At 32.4% G+C, this 16,517-nt stretch carries 13 protein-coding genes, 1 other RNA gene and 1 pseudogene; 5 read left to right on the top strand and 10 right to left on the bottom strand.

The window, feature by feature from the left end:
• Positions 1 to 49 precede the first annotated feature (49 nt).
• From nth to MPTP_RS04580, 6 genes are all read right to left on the bottom strand, one after another.
• Positions 50 to 703, bottom strand: a complete 654-nt coding sequence (gene nth / locus MPTP_RS04600; RefSeq protein ID WP_013773924.1) for an endonuclease III — start codon at positions 701 to 703, stop codon at positions 50 to 52.
• Positions 704 to 714: 11 nt separating this feature from the next.
• Positions 715 to 1,428 (bottom strand): DnaD domain protein, encoded by a 714-nt coding sequence (locus MPTP_RS04595; RefSeq protein ID WP_013773923.1) that lies wholly within the window; start codon positions 1,426 to 1,428, stop codon positions 715 to 717.
• A 318-nt stretch (positions 1,429 to 1,746) separates the two neighbouring features.
• Complete coding sequence (locus MPTP_RS04590) at positions 1,747 to 2,904, bottom strand: THUMP domain-containing class I SAM-dependent RNA methyltransferase (RefSeq protein ID WP_013773922.1); 1,158 nt, start codon at positions 2,902 to 2,904, stop codon at positions 1,747 to 1,749.
• A 313-nt stretch (positions 2,905 to 3,217) separates the two neighbouring features.
• Positions 3,218 to 3,586, bottom strand: an RNA gene (gene rnpB, locus MPTP_RS09260) — RNase P RNA component class B.
• Positions 3,587 to 3,663: 77 nt separating this feature from the next.
• Positions 3,664 to 4,068, bottom strand: coding sequence for a cell division regulator GpsB (gene gpsB, locus MPTP_RS04585; RefSeq protein ID WP_013773921.1), 405 nt, complete (start codon positions 4,066 to 4,068; stop codon positions 3,664 to 3,666).
• Positions 4,069 to 4,140: 72 nt separating this feature from the next.
• Entirely contained in the window at positions 4,141 to 4,695 is a 555-nt protein-coding gene (locus MPTP_RS04580; protein ID WP_013773920.1) for an SLOG family protein, read from the bottom strand.
• 60 nt (positions 4,696 to 4,755) lie between these two features.
• Here MPTP_RS04580 and recU point away from each other — a divergent pair, with 60 nt between their 5' ends.
• Both recU and MPTP_RS04570 read left to right on the top strand, forming a co-directional pair.
• Positions 4,756 to 5,406: a Holliday junction resolvase RecU gene (gene recU / locus MPTP_RS04575; RefSeq protein ID WP_013773919.1), complete on the top strand. Its 651-nt coding sequence runs from the start codon at positions 4,756 to 4,758 to the stop codon at positions 5,404 to 5,406.
• 21 nt (positions 5,407 to 5,427) lie between these two features.
• Positions 5,428 to 7,728 (top strand): PBP1A family penicillin-binding protein, encoded by a 2,301-nt coding sequence (locus MPTP_RS04570; RefSeq protein WP_013773918.1) that lies wholly within the window; start codon positions 5,428 to 5,430, stop codon positions 7,726 to 7,728.
• A gap of 160 nt (positions 7,729 to 7,888) precedes the next feature.
• On the opposite strand, the gene MPTP_RS04565 is transcribed toward MPTP_RS04570, so the two are convergent.
• Positions 7,889 to 9,505: a CTP synthase gene (locus MPTP_RS04565; protein WP_013773917.1), complete on the bottom strand. Its 1,617-nt coding sequence runs from the start codon at positions 9,503 to 9,505 to the stop codon at positions 7,889 to 7,891.
• Between the two features lie 632 nt (positions 9,506 to 10,137).
• Here MPTP_RS04565 and MPTP_RS04560 point away from each other — a divergent pair.
• The 3 genes and pseudogenes from MPTP_RS04560 to MPTP_RS04550 all read left to right on the top strand — a co-directional run bounded on the left by MPTP_RS04560 (position 10,138) and on the right by MPTP_RS04550 (position 12,047).
• On the top strand, positions 10,138 to 10,674 hold the full coding sequence (locus MPTP_RS04560) for an Ltp family lipoprotein (RefSeq protein WP_013773916.1): 537 nt from the start codon (positions 10,138 to 10,140) through the stop codon (positions 10,672 to 10,674).
• 446 nt (positions 10,675 to 11,120) lie between these two features.
• Entirely contained in the window at positions 11,121 to 11,360 is a 240-nt protein-coding gene (locus MPTP_RS09575) for a hypothetical protein (protein WP_013773915.1), read from the top strand.
• A 159-nt stretch (positions 11,361 to 11,519) separates the two neighbouring features.
• Positions 11,520 to 12,047: pseudogene (locus MPTP_RS04550) on the top strand (DUF5067 domain-containing protein).
• Between the two features lie 285 nt (positions 12,048 to 12,332).
• Here MPTP_RS04550 and MPTP_RS04545 read toward each other — a convergent pair.
• The 3 genes from MPTP_RS04545 to MPTP_RS04535 all read right to left on the bottom strand — a co-directional run bounded on the left by MPTP_RS04545 (position 12,333) and on the right by MPTP_RS04535 (position 16,095).
• Positions 12,333 to 14,732: a phosphoketolase family protein gene (locus tag MPTP_RS04545; protein ID WP_013773912.1), complete on the bottom strand. Its 2,400-nt coding sequence runs from the start codon at positions 14,730 to 14,732 to the stop codon at positions 12,333 to 12,335.
• A gap of 214 nt (positions 14,733 to 14,946) precedes the next feature.
• Positions 14,947 to 15,588, bottom strand: coding sequence for a DNA-directed RNA polymerase subunit delta (rpoE, locus tag MPTP_RS04540; protein WP_013773911.1), 642 nt, complete (start codon positions 15,586 to 15,588; stop codon positions 14,947 to 14,949).
• A gap of 72 nt (positions 15,589 to 15,660) precedes the next feature.
• Positions 15,661 to 16,095: a YwiB family protein gene (locus MPTP_RS04535; RefSeq protein ID WP_013773910.1), complete on the bottom strand. Its 435-nt coding sequence runs from the start codon at positions 16,093 to 16,095 to the stop codon at positions 15,661 to 15,663.
• Between the last annotated feature and the right edge of the window lie 422 nt (positions 16,096 to 16,517).

Raw genomic sequence — 16,517 nt, 5'->3', positions numbered from 1 at the left:
CATTTGTTCTTAAAAGATTTAAAAGTACTCGATCTTACTTTCAAAGGAATTAATCATTTTTTACTTTCAAACGCTTTTTACCTTCCGGACACATATAAAGCAAAGGACAAACTGGACACTTAGGATTTCTAGCAAAGCAATGATAGCGGCCAAAAAAAATCAATGTATGATGTGTTTTTATCCATAAATGCTTAGGTACCTTTTTTTTAAGCGTCTCTTCTACCTGTGAAACGTTCGCTTTTAACGAACAAAAACGTAACCGTTTAGAAACTCTTTCTACGTGTGTATCTACAGCTAATGAGGGTTCATTAAACATATCTGCCATAACAACATTTGCTGTTTTTTGACCTACTCCTGGCAAACTCATTAGTTCCTTATGCGTTTGAGGTACCTGACTATCAAATCGTTCAACTAATTGTTCAGCACATGCCTTAATATTTTTTGCTTTATTTCTGTATAATCCAATTGTTTTTATTTTTTCTATAATTGCTTCAATCGGTGCATTTGCTAGAGCTTCTGGCGTTGGATAAGCGGCAAATAAGGCTGGTGTTACTTTATTTACAGAAACATCTGTAGTTTGAGCACTTAGACTAACGGCAATAAGATATTCAAATGGATTCTTGCGATTTAGCTCCCCTTTAGCATTTGGAAACATTTCATACATAATATTGATTGCTTCCATTGTTTTCTCTTTAGAAAGCATTTAAGAGCCTCCTAACTATCTTCCTCTGGATTTAACCAATTATGTAAAGTTATTTTTGTTGCTGCATTTGTCTGTTCTTTTTGATTTTCAGTAATTTCTTTTTGTAATAACGATTGTTTTCTTCTTTTCCGATCTTCAGCAATTTGTTCTTTTGTTGTCAGATTTTTTCTTTCCCAGGTTAGAAGAATACGATCAATATACTTCAAGCTATAGACCTGATTTAAGACGGCTTCTTTTAATGCTAAACAAATGATTTCAGGTTGATAATGGTCTACTTCTAGCCATTGACCAATGGTTTCAAGTTCAATGGGAGATAACTGCCGTGCGAATTCTTTTTCAAACGTTTGATACAATTGGCGAACTTTATCTACAGATGTGGCTGATTCTTGTTTGGCTTGTTGCTTTAATCCATAAATTTTTTGAAAAATAGGGAATAAATCATAAGTATCCATCATTCTACCTTGGGTATTTTGTTTGGTACGTATAATAATGAACCCCTTGTTTACCAATTGGTTCAATAATTGGTAAATCTTACCTGGAGATTTACCCATTATCTGACTAATAGCTGTCAAATTAGGAAATAAATCACCTGTATTTTGTGAACGAAATAATTGAAGCCAAAATAAAAACTCTTCATCTGTTAATCCCAATCTTTGATAATTCTCAATAACTAAATTAGAAATTGTCGTTTCTCCAGCTTTTAAATATTCATCAATAGATAACATCACCGATATTCAACTCCTGACTAGCTGTTTGTATCTTTTAAAAGCATACAACCTTATCTCTAATTAAACAATCAAAAAATTCATGATTCAAATTTTTTGATTGTTTAAATTTTAAATTTAATGTTTTACTCTGTTTTATTCAATAAAAGGAAGGCTCTTCTCATCATGTCGTTTAATTATAAATGAGATAAAAGATGAATTTTTTATTAATAATTAAATCATCAAGCAGAAAAAACTTCTTACAATAACGATTACCAATAATCTAGTCATTTTATTAAAAATAAAAATTTAGTAAACTTAAAGTTGCAAGACGTTTTATCATGAATTCTTTCTAGGTAGACGTTTTCCCCAATATTGAAACAAATCTATCCGTAGTGCACCATTGTATAATTTACGTTTTTTTGTTGCTTTTTCTCCATAGTCCGTTTCAAAACCAAGATCGCTTGTTAATATATATTTACTCCAAGTGTCTAATGGCTGAAAAACTTTTCCTAGTTCTTTATAAAGTTGATGAACCGTCTCTTCCTCACCCAGACGTTCACCATAGGGTGGGTTAGCAACCATGACACCATAATCTTTTGTTGTTTTAAAATCTTTCACTGCCAATTGTTTAAATGTGATGGAAGACTCCAAGTTTGCTTCTTGTGCATTTCGATGTGCAATATCAATCATTTTACCATTAATATCTGATCCAGTAATATCTAGTTCAATTTCATAATCAGCTTGATATTTAGCTTTTTCACGAACTGCTTTAAAAATAGGTTCATCAAACCAATCCCAAGTTTCACAAGTAAAACTACGATTAAAGCCTGGAGCAATATTACGGCCAATTAAAGCAGCTTCAATACAAATAGTACCTGAACCGCAAACTGGATCATAAAATGGCCGATCCTTTCGCCAATTTGTTAACATTACCAAGGCAGCCGCCATAGTTTCTTTTAAAGGCGCGCCTCCTTTTTCTAAACGATATCCTCGTTTAAATAAACTAGGTCCTGTTGTATCTATTGTCAGTGTCACTTGATCTTTTAATAAGGCAACTTCAATTTGAAAAAGAGCACCCGTTTCAGGCAAAGGGGTTGTACTTGGTCGATGATAAACACTTTTTAACCGTTCGACAATTGCTTTTTTAGTGATTGCCTGACAATCTGGCACACTGTATAATTTAGATTTAATTGATTTTCCTGCTACAGGAAATTTTGCACCCAGAGGTAAATAATCCTCCCATGGTAATGCCTTAACCTTTTCAAACAATTCATCAAAACTTAAAGCCGAAAATTCACCAATAACTATTTTAATACGATCAGCTGTCCGTAACCATAAATTGGTGGTCGCAATTGTTGTCTGGGTTCCTTGAAATAATGCCTTGCCATTTTCTACCTGACAAGGAATATCTAAAGCACGGAGTTCCTTACCGACTAATGCTTCAATGCCACTTGCAGAAGTTGCCATCAAATTAAAAATTTTCTCATTTGTCATATTTTTTCCTCTTTTTTATATGTTTATTTCTATATATTTGTCTAAGCTAGCATTTTAAAATAATTTTTCATTCTAAAAAAAGGATGTGAGAAGAAATGAAATCCCACACCCTTTTTTCTAACTTCAAATAATTAGACATTTTGATCGTCAGGTTATTAAAAGTACTCATAATATTTCTTTTGTATTTCTTTTCCTAGGTAAATTATTCAGCAAAATGTTGATAAAAATAAAATTAAATTTAGCAGTTATTCATCATTTTATATATGGTTATCAATTGCATTGGTTACTATTTTGTTCCTGATTCATTGTAATTTTCTATAAGCCATGTTCTGTCTCTAGATTCTCTCAGGAAAAGAATTTAGAGGGTCATCATCTATCTACAGAAAAATTTCTGTCTCTTCTACTCGTTCATTTCCTTTAGAAGAGTGCCCCTACCATTGTTTGGGTTGCTCGCTCGAGGGGTTTATCGCGTTCCACCGATCTTGTTTCCAAGTCGCTTCGTCACTGTGACACTTTATAGAGTACTTTGGCATAGTTTCCCTTAGCCATTTTCTCTGCCGTTATCTCTTTAGAGATACCTTAGCTTATGGTTTTGCTAAGCACGAACACTACAGACATCTCAGCCTGTGCGAGCATGGACTTTCCTCAGCCTATATAATATAGACCGCGATCACCCGAAAATTACAAAGTTAATTTTATTAATACTAATTCTTTGTCTGAATATTTAATGCGAGAATAAAATAATAAGCAAACTTAATATTAAAATTGACGTGTTTCTGAGTTGTCAATATCGTTGTCGTAAGTTGTTGTATGTTGTTGCATGCGAGAAGCAACCGTTGTTGAAGAATCATCTAATTTTTTACCGAACACTTCGCGTTCTAGATTAGATAAGCGTTTTAAAATGTCAAAATTTGTCACTGCTGCACTTTTTGGTGCTTCTTGTGATGCTCTTGGAGCAGCTTGTTGGACTTTTGACATTTGTTCCAATTTTGCTTTTAATCGATTATTTTCTTCTTGCAAGGTTAGGATTTCTTTATTGTAAGCTTCATAATCTTTGATTACATTGTCTAAAAATTCATCGACTTCAATTGGATCATACCCGCGCATTCTTTGCTTAAATTCTTTTTGTAATATATCTTTAGGACTGTATACCAAGTTTGCCATATTTACACCTCGTTAATTATTTACCGATTAAATTTCACAGCATTATCATTGTACCCAAATATGTATAGAAAATCAATTATATTCTTCATAATTTTGACAGTTTTGTAAGTCATCCATAGTAATCTGCTGAATAGTATAATTTCTTTTTTTAGAAAATTGTTGGGCCTTTTCTAAAAAATAGGCAGTTTTTCCAGGATACTCAGGGTCATAAATAACTAGACAACCATCCGTATGCTCTAATAAAAATTTTGTATGATTTTGATATTGGATAGGTGGATAATAAGGTTGGTGGCTGACTGAATTACAATAATCAGCAAGATTTTCTATCTTTTTTTGTTGTTCTTTATTTTGTTCGTTCCAATTACTACCAAAATCTTTGAAGGGATAAATAATGCTAAGTTTTAGCTCTGGATAGTTTTTCTTCAGCTCTTCTACCACCTCTGCTGCCCAGATTTCAATACCTAAGTTTACAGAAATAATTACCCAATTTAGCCCATTTTCTAGATAAGATATCAATTGTTTTTCCAAGCATTGTTTAATAATAGAAATTTTTGGATCATTTGCTTGAAAAATACCTAATTCTGCACTTTTATATCCAGTAATATATAATCTTTTTATAATATTCATTGAACTAGCCTTTTCTTTCCCTTTGATTTTTTGCTATAATATGTCTAGGAGTGTGATAAAATGGTATTCCATTATCCTAATGGTACTTCCTTTAAAAACAATCATGACGGAGAACAAAAAAAAATACAAGAAAAAACCAAACAGAACATTCAATTTGGCAAACGTGGAATGGAATTTGAAGAGTCGATTAACCAAAGTAATCTGTATTATTTAAATCATGGACTGGCTGTCATTCATAAGAAGCCTACACCTATTCAGGTGGTAAAGGTAGATTATCCACGCCGCAGTGCTGCAGTCATTAAGGAAGCTTATTTTCGTCAGGCATCTACCACGGATTATAATGGTGTTTATCAAGGCTATTATATTGATTTCGAAGCAAAAGAGACAAAAAATAAAACTTCTTTTCCTTTTAGTAATTTTCATTCTCATCAAATTAAACATATTAACCAATGTTTAAAACAACAAGGCATATGTTTTGTTCTGCTTTGGTTTTCATCTTTACGACGTTGTTTTTTTTTCGAAGGCTCAAAGCTCATCTTTCATTGGAATCAACAAAGTAATACGGGAAAAAAGTCACTGCCTCTGGCTTTAATAGAAAAGGAAGGCATTGAAATTCCCTGTGAACTCACTCCCCCCATTCCCTATTTAAAAGCTGTTGATCTACATATTTTAAATATAAAAAAATCAAAAGAAGTAAAAAACTGGAAGTAATTATTTAAAGGAGTTACAAATATGGCAACTGAAAAATCAGACACACGCTCATCTAGATATTCACATAAAAATGAGCCTCCTATGAGAAATGGAAAAAAGAAACATGGGATTATAAAAATTTTCTTAAGTCTAATTTTTATCCTATTTATTGGCCTTTTGGCAGGGACTGGCTTATTTGTCTATTATGCACACAATGCGCCAGGATTGTCTGATACAAGGTTGAATGCCACTACTTCTTCAAAATTATATGATATGAATAATGAAGTTTTTGAAGACCTAGGTGCAGAAAAACGGGAATTGATTCAACCAAATGATATTCCTCAATTATTAAAAAATTCAATTACTTCTGTTGAGGATCGTCGATTTTATAAACATGCTGGTGTCGATCCTATTCGAATTGCCGGTTCAGCTTTTTCAAACTTAAAACACCGCAGTTCTGGTCTACAAGGCGGGAGTACATTAACCCAGCAGTTAATCAAATTAACTTATTTCTCAACAAAAGATGCTGATAAAAACTTTAAACGAAAAGCCCAGGAAGCTTGGCTAGCTCTTCAATTAGAAAAGAAAAAATCAAAAGAAGAGATTTTAACTTATTATATAAATAAGGTTTATATGGCTAACGGTCTGTATGGAATGGAGACTGCTGCAGAAAATTATTATGGAAAGTCCCTAAATGAATTGAGTTTACCTCAAACTGCATTATTAGCTGGTATGCCTCAAGCACCAAATGAGTATAATCCTTATACCCATAAAGACCAGGCCAAGGAAAGACGCGATACCGTTCTTTATACTATGTTAGACAACAAAAAGATCAGTCAGCAGGAATATGATCAGGCCAAAGAGACTCCTATTGATGATGGCCTTAAGCCATTGAAAACTTCTTCAAATGATCGACAAATTGTTGATAATTATGTAAAAGAAGTTATTGATGAAGTTCAAAAGAAAACTGGAAAAAATGTCTATACAGATGGCTTAAATATTTATACCAATCTTGATATGAAAGCTCAAAAACGTCTATATGATATTGTTAATACGGATAACTATGTTCAATATCCGGATAATGATTTCCAGGTAGCATCTACAGCTATTGATGTCGAAACGGGACAAGTACGCGCACAAATTGGTGGTAGAAAATTCCCTGAGAATTCTCAATTAAACAATAACCTGGCAGTCAATACGTCTCGTGATGTCGGTTCAACAATGAAACCAATGATTGACTATGGCCCAGCTATTGAATACTTAAATTATTCTACAGGAATTCCTTTAAAAGATCAGCCAACGACCTATTCCAGTGGTACACCTGTTTTTAATTCTGATTTCCAATATTACGGTCCAATTACTATGAGAAAAGCCATTATGCGTTCACGAAATACTACAGCCGTTCAAACATTTAAGGCAGTCGGAAAAGAAAAAGCGGCAGAATTCCTTAAAAATCTTGGTATTCAATTCGCAGATTTGAATGAGTCTAATGCAATTTCTAGCAATACATCAAAATTAGATCTAAAAACAAATAAATATGGCCTCTCTTCCTTAAAGCTCGCTGCAGCTTATGCCGCTTTTGCAAATCAAGGTGTATACAATAAACCTTATTATGTGAATAAGGTCGTTTATAAAGATGGTTCTGTTGATGAATTTGCACCTGAGAGCAACCAAGCAATGAGTGAAGCCACTGCCTATATGATGACAGATATGCTCAAAGACGTTATTTCTGGAGGAACGGCTTTCAATGCCAAAATTCCAGGATTAATTCAGGCAGGAAAAACGGGAACCTCTAATTATACAGACAGCGATATGGCACATTTAAAGGTGACTAGTAGTTTGGGTGTAGCACCAGATAGTACATTTGTAGGCTATACGCCTAATTATGTCGTGTCTGTTTGGACAGGATATAAAGACCGAATGATGCCTGTTCTTTACAATGATTATGGTATTGCCTCTTCTGTTTATCGTGAGATGATTCAATATCTTTCTAAAAATGTATCAAATATTGATTGGAAACAACCAAATACTGTTATTCGTGTAGGAAAAGAACTTTATGTAAAAGGTAAATCAACGCCATTACCAACAGTATCGACTTTGCCTTCCAACAGTTCTTCTAGTTTACCAATAGAGGAAACTTCACAAGAAAGTAAAGAAACATCTTCCACTACATCTAGCAGTACAGAGAGCCAAATATTGGATAATGACCCTAGTGAATCTAGTAAATCTAGTGAGCCTACTAAATCTAGCGATGAGCCTAGTGAACCAAGTGCTGAATCTAGTAAATCCAGTAAGGAGTCAAAACCAAGTGATTCAAATTCACCAATTTCTACATCATTTTAAAATGTAAACAAATATTGATATTTCAAAATTAAATCTAGCAAAAAAACCTTGAAAGTTAAAATTACTTTCAAGGTTTTTTTGACTATTTAATTAAAGTCTTGGTTTAAGCTAGTTCAATAATTTTCACAGTAAATCTTAAGCAAAGCATAAATCCGACATTTTATGCTTTTTTATCATCTCGAATTTCAACGGCCGCTTTTACAAATCCCTTAATTAAATGTTGTGGACGATTTGGTCGTGAGATCAACTCTGGATGAAATTGACAACCAACAAAGAATTTCTTCTCTGGTAATTCAACAATTTCAACTAATCGATTATCTGGAGATACACCAGAAAAGACTAGCCCATTGTCTTCAAATAATTGACGATAATCATTATTGAATTCATAGCGATGACGATGACGTTCTTGGACTACTTCTTGGTTATCGTAAATTTCAGCTGTTTTTGTTCCCGACTTTAATTTACATGGGTACAAACCTAACCGCAATGTTCCACCTAAATTTTCAATAGCTGACTGATCTGCCATTAGATCTATAATGTTATGTTCAATATTTGGATTAGATTCTGCTGAACCTGCATCGTTTAATCCAACCACATTACGTGCAAATTCTACACAAGCCATTTGCATACCTAAACAAATACCCAAAAATGGACGATCATTCTCACGAGCATAGTGAATAGCTTCAATCTTTCCTTCAATGCCACGATCTCCAAACCCGCCTGGAGCAAGAATCCCATCAGCATCTCCTAGCAGTTCATCAACATTTTCAGCTGTCAAATATTGTGCGTCTACCCATTTCATCTCAATATCTGAGTCGAAAACAAAGCCAGCATGTTTCAACGCCTCAACAACTGAAATATAGGCATCTGGCAATTCAATATACTTACCAACTAAAGCAATTTTTGTCTTTTTCTTTAAACTTAATACACGTTTTTCTAAAGCTTGCCATTCCGTCATGTCTGCTGGTGGCACATCTAATTTCAAATGATCGCAAACAATTTTATCCATATTTTGTGCTTGTAATGCCAAAGGAATCGAATAAAGCGTTTCTACATCTCTAGATTCAATTACTGCCTCAGTTGCTACATCGCAAAATTGTGCTAATTTGTCTTTAATGCTTTGTGAAATTGGCGATTCTGTGCGGACAACCAAAATATTTGGTTGAATGCCTAAACTTCTCAATTCTTTTACGCTATGTTGTGTAGGTTTTGTTTTCATTTCTCCCGCTGCTTTTAGATAGGGAATTAATGTCGTGTGGATATACATAACATTATCACTACCTACGTCTGCTTTCATTTGACGTAAAGCTTCTAAAAATGGTAATGATTCAATATCTCCAACCGTTCCACCTACCTCGGTAATAATGATATCTGCATCTGTCATTTTAGCAGCACGCATAATTTTTTCTTTGATTTCATTAGTAATATGAGGAATTACCTGAACTGTTGCACCTAGATATTCACCTTTGCGCTCTTTATGTAGAACTTCTGAATAAATTTTTCCAGTTGTAACATTTGAATATTTATTTAGATTAATATCAATAAAACGTTCATAATGTCCCAGATCCAAATCTGTTTCTGCGCCATCATCTGTAACAAATACTTCACCATGTTGATATGGACTCATGGTTCCAGGATCCACATTAATATAAGGATCAAATTTTTGAATCGTTACTTTTAGTCCACGATTTTTTAATAAACGACCAAGTGAAGCTGCCACAATTCCTTTACCGATAGAAGAAACTACGCCACCTGTAACAAAAATATATTTTGTCATATAACAAAAAACCCTTTCTTATTCTAAATTAGGAGAATCAAAACCAATATTTCTTTCTGACCATTAAAAAAGCAAAAGCTCCCTATTCAACAAATGAATAGGGAGCCTAATTATTCTTAAACCTTTTCAATGGTGCCCAAGTAGTATAATACAATCAAATTACAAATAGGTCAAGTCCTATTTGTAACAAACTCAATTATAAAGTGACAACACAATAACTATTAAATATTATTCATTATAAGCATTCATTTAAAAATTATTTATTATAAACTTTGTAATAAAAATCCATGTATATACCTCTTTATCTGATATAAATTACAATAAGCAATGATAATTTGATATTATTTTTATTTTTTTAACAAAAATGAAAAAAAATCTGCTATACTAACTTTATTAGTAATAAATTATTGACTAATAATTAGCATGAATTCTAAATACACATCAAATTTTTAGAAAATTCACGATGAAAAATAATTAAAACGCATTCAATACTATTTTAATATTTGAAAATTGAAAGAACTAAAGATCCAAATAAAACTATGAAAAGTTTGGTAGTATAACCTATGAGTTTTCCTGATTTTTAAATATATTGTAGCATATACACACGTTATAACATTTACTAGGAGGAATATATGGTAGAAAAAGTGAAAAAGCCGATTTATAAGCAGGTATGGTTTTGGTTTGCATTAATTATACTAGTTAGTGGGATTGGTGGAATAGTGGAAAATAAGGATGACAATCAACTGGCAAGCGAGAATGAAGAAGTTGAAAAAAGTCAGGTTGAGGAAAATAAGGTCGAAAAAACTGAACCGAATAAAGATATAAACCAAATAAAATCAATAACAAGCGAGAAAGATAATCTACCAACAGAATATAAATCAGCATTACAAAAATCAAAAACTTATGTAGAAATAATGAATATGTCAAAAGCTAAACTATACAATCAATTAACTTCGAACGTTGGTGAAAAATTTTCAGAACAAGCTGCCCAATATGCTGTTGATAATATTAAGGCGGATTGGAATAATAACGCTTTAAAAAAGGCTAAGATCTATCAAAATCAAATGAATATGTCACCAGAAACTATTCGTACTCAACTAATATCTGATGCAGGTGAAAAATTCACTTCAGAAGAAGCTGCCTTTGCAATTCAACATCTAAATGATTAAAAAATTAATCTCTTGGTTTTTCTTTTAACTGGTATAACGCTTAAATAGACAAAATCTTAAAATATTTCTATTAACAATATGATAAAAAACATTCTTCGTTTTCATTGTTTTTACTTTTTTCATATTATTGTAATAAAATCAAAAATAATTATATATAAAAAATTTCTAAACATAATTTTTTATATTTCCCTAGTTTTTTTGTAGATGATGAATGAATTAGACTAATAAAAATTAGCCTTATTGACTTTATATATTATATAGAATAAAATTGGAGGATTAAAAATGAAAAAAAAACATTAAAAATTAATATTTGGGCAGGTATATTTGATATTATCAACACAATACTTATAGCTATATCATGGTTTGTTGTTTTAGGATCTGCTTTTGATGAAGCTTTTAATGGTAAATCTGGATCAACACAAGGGATTGCAACATTCTTTTATATCATGGTGGGAATAGGTCTTATCTTATATCTCATTGCTATTTTTAAATCAAAAAAAGCAGGTATTACTATCGTTGGACATATATTAGGTACAATTGGTTGTGCATTATTTATTTGTACGATGTTACTTGCACTTCCAGCATTTATTTTATTAATACTTGCAGCCATTTATACTTTAATGCAAAAAAGTAATGACAATCTTTCTATCAATATTGAAGAAACAACGATTGGTCGAAAAAATTAAGCCATACTGAATGGATTTAGACAATGAAATAATTTTTGTTTATTCGTATTTTATTGAAAAGTTGCTCATTATTCAATTACTCTTAGAAAAAATAAAGCGAGCGTTCTTTTGACCTTTCTATCGAAAAGAATAACCAACATATATTAGGAGGAAATTAACATGGCAAAAGTAAAAAAACCAATTTATAAACGTATTTGGTTCTGGATTGTATTGGTCGTTCTAGTTATCGCTATTGGTGGCGTTGCTACTAGTAGATCAGATAATGGTGGAGAAAAAGTAGAACAAAAATCCAGTGCAAAAACAAAAGAAAAAGAATCTGATAAATTCTACAAGATAGGTGATACTGTTCAGGTTGGTGATGTGGAATATACGCTTAAACATGTAGAATTAACAGATGAAAGAAATGAGTTTGATGATAAAAAACCTGCATAATTTGTAAAGATTTATTATACAGTTAAAAATAATAGTGATAAAGATATTCCTGTAGGTGCTGATGTCAATGTGTATGGATCAGACAATAAAAAATCGGATTCTTATGCAAATGAGCACACTATGGATTCAGTTGCTTCAGGCAAAGAAATGGAATGTATCACCCATTTTGGTCTTAATCAAACAGGAGATATTGAAATTCACTTTAGCCCATTAGTCTCATTTGAAAACCCAGCTAAATTTAAAGCCCATATTTAAAGTAATCACCTATCTATAAATAATTGATTCCCATCATCTTAGAAATATTGCCCTACTATATTGGATAAAAAAGTCTCAACTAAAAATATATAGACTAGATTATAAAGATAGTTCTATACGATTAAATATTTATATACATGTATTGTTGGAATGAAAAAGGAACCAATATCATTTATGTAAACGATATCAAAATTTAAATACACAGTAAAAATTAGAAACTATATTAGTAAAAATATACCAATAAAGATAAAAGCCTTGTATCTAGTACAAGGCTTTTATCTTTAATTAATCTTGTTCAATATTTTCGTTATAAATATGAAGTGGTGCCCATTTCCAGTTTAAAACTTCCGGTAAATCTTTTCCTGTTTCGCGAATGTATTGGTTATGTTTCTCTAAAATAGTATCCATTGCTCTAGCAAAATCTTCTCCTCTAGAACCATAGGCCGTTAAAGCAATGTCCTTTGCTAAATGATAGCGATCAATTTTGTTAAGAACCCGCATATCAAAAGGAGTAGTAATCGCACCATTTTCTTGATAACTATGAATAGAGACTGGACGATTCTTTCGATCATAAAACAGTGAACGAATCAGGCTACTATACCCCTGGCAAACAAATATAATTGGACTATCTACCGTAAATAAATGATTATATTCTACTTCAGAAATTCCTCTTGAATCAACTGCTGGATGTCTTAATTTTAATAAATCGACAACATTAATAAATCGGAATTGCAATTTTGGAAATGACTGATTAATTAGATTTATGGCAGCTAGAGCTTCCATATTTGGCTCGGTTCCAGCAGCAACAATGACAATTTCTGGTGTGCCATTCTCTGCCACTGTACTTGCCCAATCAATCTCCATTAACCCCCTATTTACTAATTCTTGTGCTTCTTCAGGAGAATAAAATTGGGGTCGTGGATGTTTACTTGAAATAACCAGATTGACTTTTCCCTGACTTTTTAATACCTTATCCATAACTGCTAATAGACTATTTGTATCTGCTGGAACATATTCATGAATAAAGTCTGCTTCTTTTTCAGCTAAATGAGATAATATACCAGGATCTTGATGGGTGTAACCATTGTGATCTTGCTGAAAAGCAGTTGACGATGCAATTAGATTTAATGATGAATATCCATTTCGCCAAGGTAAATCCATGGCTTTTCTCATCCATTTAATATGTTGAGCAATCATTGAATCAACAATTCTAATGAATGCTTCATAACTAGCAAAGAAACCATGTCTACCTGTTAACACATAGCCTTCTAGAATCCCTTCATCTTGATGTTCAGATAACTGGCTATCAATGATTCGACCGCTTGGTGCTAACCACTCATCTTGTGGTTCATAGATGGGTTCTAACCACTGACGACTTGTTACACTAAATGCATCATTTAAGAGATTAGATTTTGTTTCATCTGGCCCAAAGATTAGAAAATTTTGTGGGTTTTTCTTTATAATTGCTGCAACCATTTTACCAAATTCCAACATATCTTGAGCAACAAGTTCTCCTGGTTTCGAAATATGAAGATCGAACTCTCGCCAATCTGGCATTTGTAGTGGTTTAGGATTAATGCCACCATTTGTAATAGGATTCATTGCCATCCGTTTATCATTCATTGGAGCAATTGCCCGAATTTCAGAGTTTAATCTACCTGTTTCATCAAATAATTCTTCAGGTTTATAAGATTTTAACCAGTTCACTAATTGATCGACATGTTCCATGTGATCTTGATCAATTGGTATAGGCACCTGATGAGCTCTAAACGTTACCTCGATTGGTTTTCCGTCCCATTCTTTTGGCCCAGTCCAACCTTTCGGTGTGCGTAAAACAATGAGCGGCCATTTTTGAATGCTTGCTGTTTCAGCAGTTTGTTTTCTTGCTGTTTCCTGAATGGAATGAATTTTTTCAATAACTTGATCGAGCGTTTTAGCCATCAGTGGATGCATCTGATTAGGATCATTGCCTTCAACAAAATAGGGAATCCATCCCATTCCTCTGAAATATTGTTCTAATTCCTTATCTGATTTTCTACCCAAAATCGTTGGATTAGCAATTTTTGCACCATTTAAATGTAGAATGGGCAAAACTGCCCCATCTGTTACTGGATTAATAAAGGTATTTGAAAACCATGAGGTTGCTAGTGGACCTGTTTCTGACTCTCCATCACCAATAACAACAGCAGAAATGACTTCAGGATTATCTAAAATAGCTCCTACGCCATGAGATAGTGAATATCCAAGTTCTCCACCTTCATGAATCGAACCAGGTGTTTCAGGTGCAGCATGAGAGGAAACACCACCAGGAAATGAAAAACGTTTGAATAATTTTTGCATTCCAGCCTCATCTTCAGTCACAGCAGGATATATTTCTGTATAACTTCCATCAAGATAAGAATTGGATACCATAACTTGCCCACCATGACCTGGTCCTTCAATATAAAACATATTTAAATCATATTTATTAATAATACGATTTAAATGAGCATAAATGAAATTCTGACCTGCGATTGTTCCCCAATGTCCAATCGGATGATATTTCACATCTTCTGAGCGAATTTTCCTCTTTAATAATGGATTATCCTTTAAATACAGTTGTCCTATAGATAAATAATTTGCTGCCCGCCACCATTTATCTATTTTATCCAAATATTCAGTTGAAGAGTATTTATCTTTTTCCATAATTGCCCCTCCTATTTCTCACTAACAAAAATAGATTTCTTTTTCACCTATCTATTATTATAAACAAAAGTGGTGTATAGCAAAAAAGATAAGAGCTATAGTCAAAAATTTTTTAGTTTTTAATTTATGTTAAAAATAAAAATGTTTTATTAATGAACATAAAAAAACTAATGAAAAGTCTGGATAGCTTCCCATTAGTTTTTCTTCTCGTATTTTATATATCTGATGCATCTGGCCCTTCATCATTAGGTTCATCTGGATATTCACCATTTTCATCAAATTCAGGATCGATCTCTTCATCATCAATAATAGAGAGATTTTCTTCAATTTCTGGTAACTCATCTTCTTCATCAGCATCAGCACCAATTTCCTGCAAATCAGAATTATAGGCTTTAATTTCTCCATCTTCTTCGTCATCATCAAATAATGCATTATCATTCTCATCTAATTCTGAATCTTCTGGATCATCATCATTATAATCGATAGCATCATCATCATCTGTATCCATAATAAAGGCATTCACCTTTTTGCGCTTTCTTCTACGAATTGTTTCTTCTTCATCGTCATCATCAAGTCCATGAGTGACCTCTTCATTGATTGAATCAATTGGATACCAAGAACGAAGACCCCAACGATTATCCCCTAAAGAAATAAAACTACCATCAATGTTAAGATCTGTATAAAATTGTGCTAAAGAATCACGAATTTCACTGTCAGATGTTTCTAAATAATTTTGAATGTCATTTACCAAATCAGAAAAATCCATTACATCTCCACGTTGTTCTAGAATGGCATGTGCTACTTCAATCATAGATAATTCTTTTTTATTTAATCCGTCAAATGCTTTTATTTCCAAACGGTACACGTCCTTTCACATATCTTCTATCATACAAAAATAAAGAGGAAAAATCAATGTGTTCTTACAGAATTATGCGGTAAATTCTAATTCTAGGTGATACTCTCCTAATTTTTCACCTTGTGTGTGTAGATCGTAATCAACCATAATAGAACCGGAAACTGGACGATCTTTTAGGCTAAATCGTAAATTTCGTGTAAATGTTGTAATTTGAAGTAACCCATACGGCGTACGATAAATTGTATCTAAATGTTCAAGATACCCAAATTTTAATCGGATATGTAATTCACCCGAACGTATCAGTTGAATCTTTCCATCTGGCTCGATTTTTATAGTCACTGATGCTGTTTCTCCATCTTCTTGTTCTTCTTTATAACGAATATATAAAGTATTTCCCATGCGAATAATTTGTCCTTGCAGATCGAAATAAAAATTCTCACGTTTTTCCGCTTGTTTCACTTCTGTTTTCAATTGGATAGAGATTGGAACTCCTTGTGACAAATTCATGGTATATTACACCTTCCTTTTCTTCTCTCATATCATAATATTCAAAGATTTAGAATTATATTATGGAATAAAAATAAATTGATCTCTATTAAAAAATAAAAGATTGAATATCTATTAAATAAAGATTACTACTTATTAATTATTGTTTACTGTTTCATCAATTTTGTCAACTAAGGAAAACTATCCTATCAAACGTTTGGCAATTTTATAATTAAAATATTGTAAAAATTTACTTATCAAAAAAGAAGACCCATCAGTCAAGAGAATAAAAAATTAAAATGATTAAAGAAACAATAACAAATTAGGAAACAACCTATTTATCATTTTCTAGCATAGTTATACAATCCTGTTATGCTATTTGGGTTTTTACCATGAGTTTTTATAAAATTATCATTTGCCCTCCAACTTTTCTTATAAATCGT

Source organism: Melissococcus plutonius ATCC 35311 (genome assembly GCF_000270185.1).
GTDB classification, from domain to species: Bacteria; Bacillota; Bacilli; order Lactobacillales; family Enterococcaceae; genus Melissococcus; species Melissococcus plutonius.
This window is presented reverse-complemented; position numbering and strand designations above follow the sequence as displayed.

Coding starts and splice junctions, on each gene's coding strand:
- nth (WP_013773924.1), bottom strand. CDS start 703: ATGCTTTCTAAAGAGAAAACAATGGAAGCAATCAATATTATGTATGAA.
- MPTP_RS04595 (WP_013773923.1), bottom strand. CDS start 1,428: ATGTTATCTATTGATGAATATTTAAAAGCTGGAGAAACGACAATTTCT.
- MPTP_RS04590 (WP_013773922.1), bottom strand. CDS start 2,904: ATGACAAATGAGAAAATTTTTAATTTGATGGCAACTTCTGCAAGTGGC.
- gpsB (WP_013773921.1), bottom strand. CDS start 4,068: ATGGCAAACTTGGTATACAGTCCTAAAGATATATTACAAAAAGAATTT.
- MPTP_RS04580 (WP_013773920.1), bottom strand. CDS start 4,695: ATGAATATTATAAAAAGATTATATATTACTGGATATAAAAGTGCAGAA.
- recU (WP_013773919.1), top strand. CDS start 4,756: ATGGTATTCCATTATCCTAATGGTACTTCCTTTAAAAACAATCATGAC.
- MPTP_RS04570 (WP_013773918.1), top strand. CDS start 5,428: ATGGCAACTGAAAAATCAGACACACGCTCATCTAGATATTCACATAAA.
- MPTP_RS04565 (WP_013773917.1), bottom strand. CDS start 9,505: ATGACAAAATATATTTTTGTTACAGGTGGCGTAGTTTCTTCTATCGGT.
- MPTP_RS04560 (WP_013773916.1), top strand. CDS start 10,138: ATGGTAGAAAAAGTGAAAAAGCCGATTTATAAGCAGGTATGGTTTTGG.
- MPTP_RS09575 (WP_013773915.1), top strand. CDS start 11,121: ATGGTGGGAATAGGTCTTATCTTATATCTCATTGCTATTTTTAAATCA.
- MPTP_RS04545 (WP_013773912.1), bottom strand. CDS start 14,732: ATGGAAAAAGATAAATACTCTTCAACTGAATATTTGGATAAAATAGAT.
- MPTP_RS04535 (WP_013773910.1), bottom strand. CDS start 16,095: ATGAATTTGTCACAAGGAGTTCCAATCTCTATCCAATTGAAAACAGAA.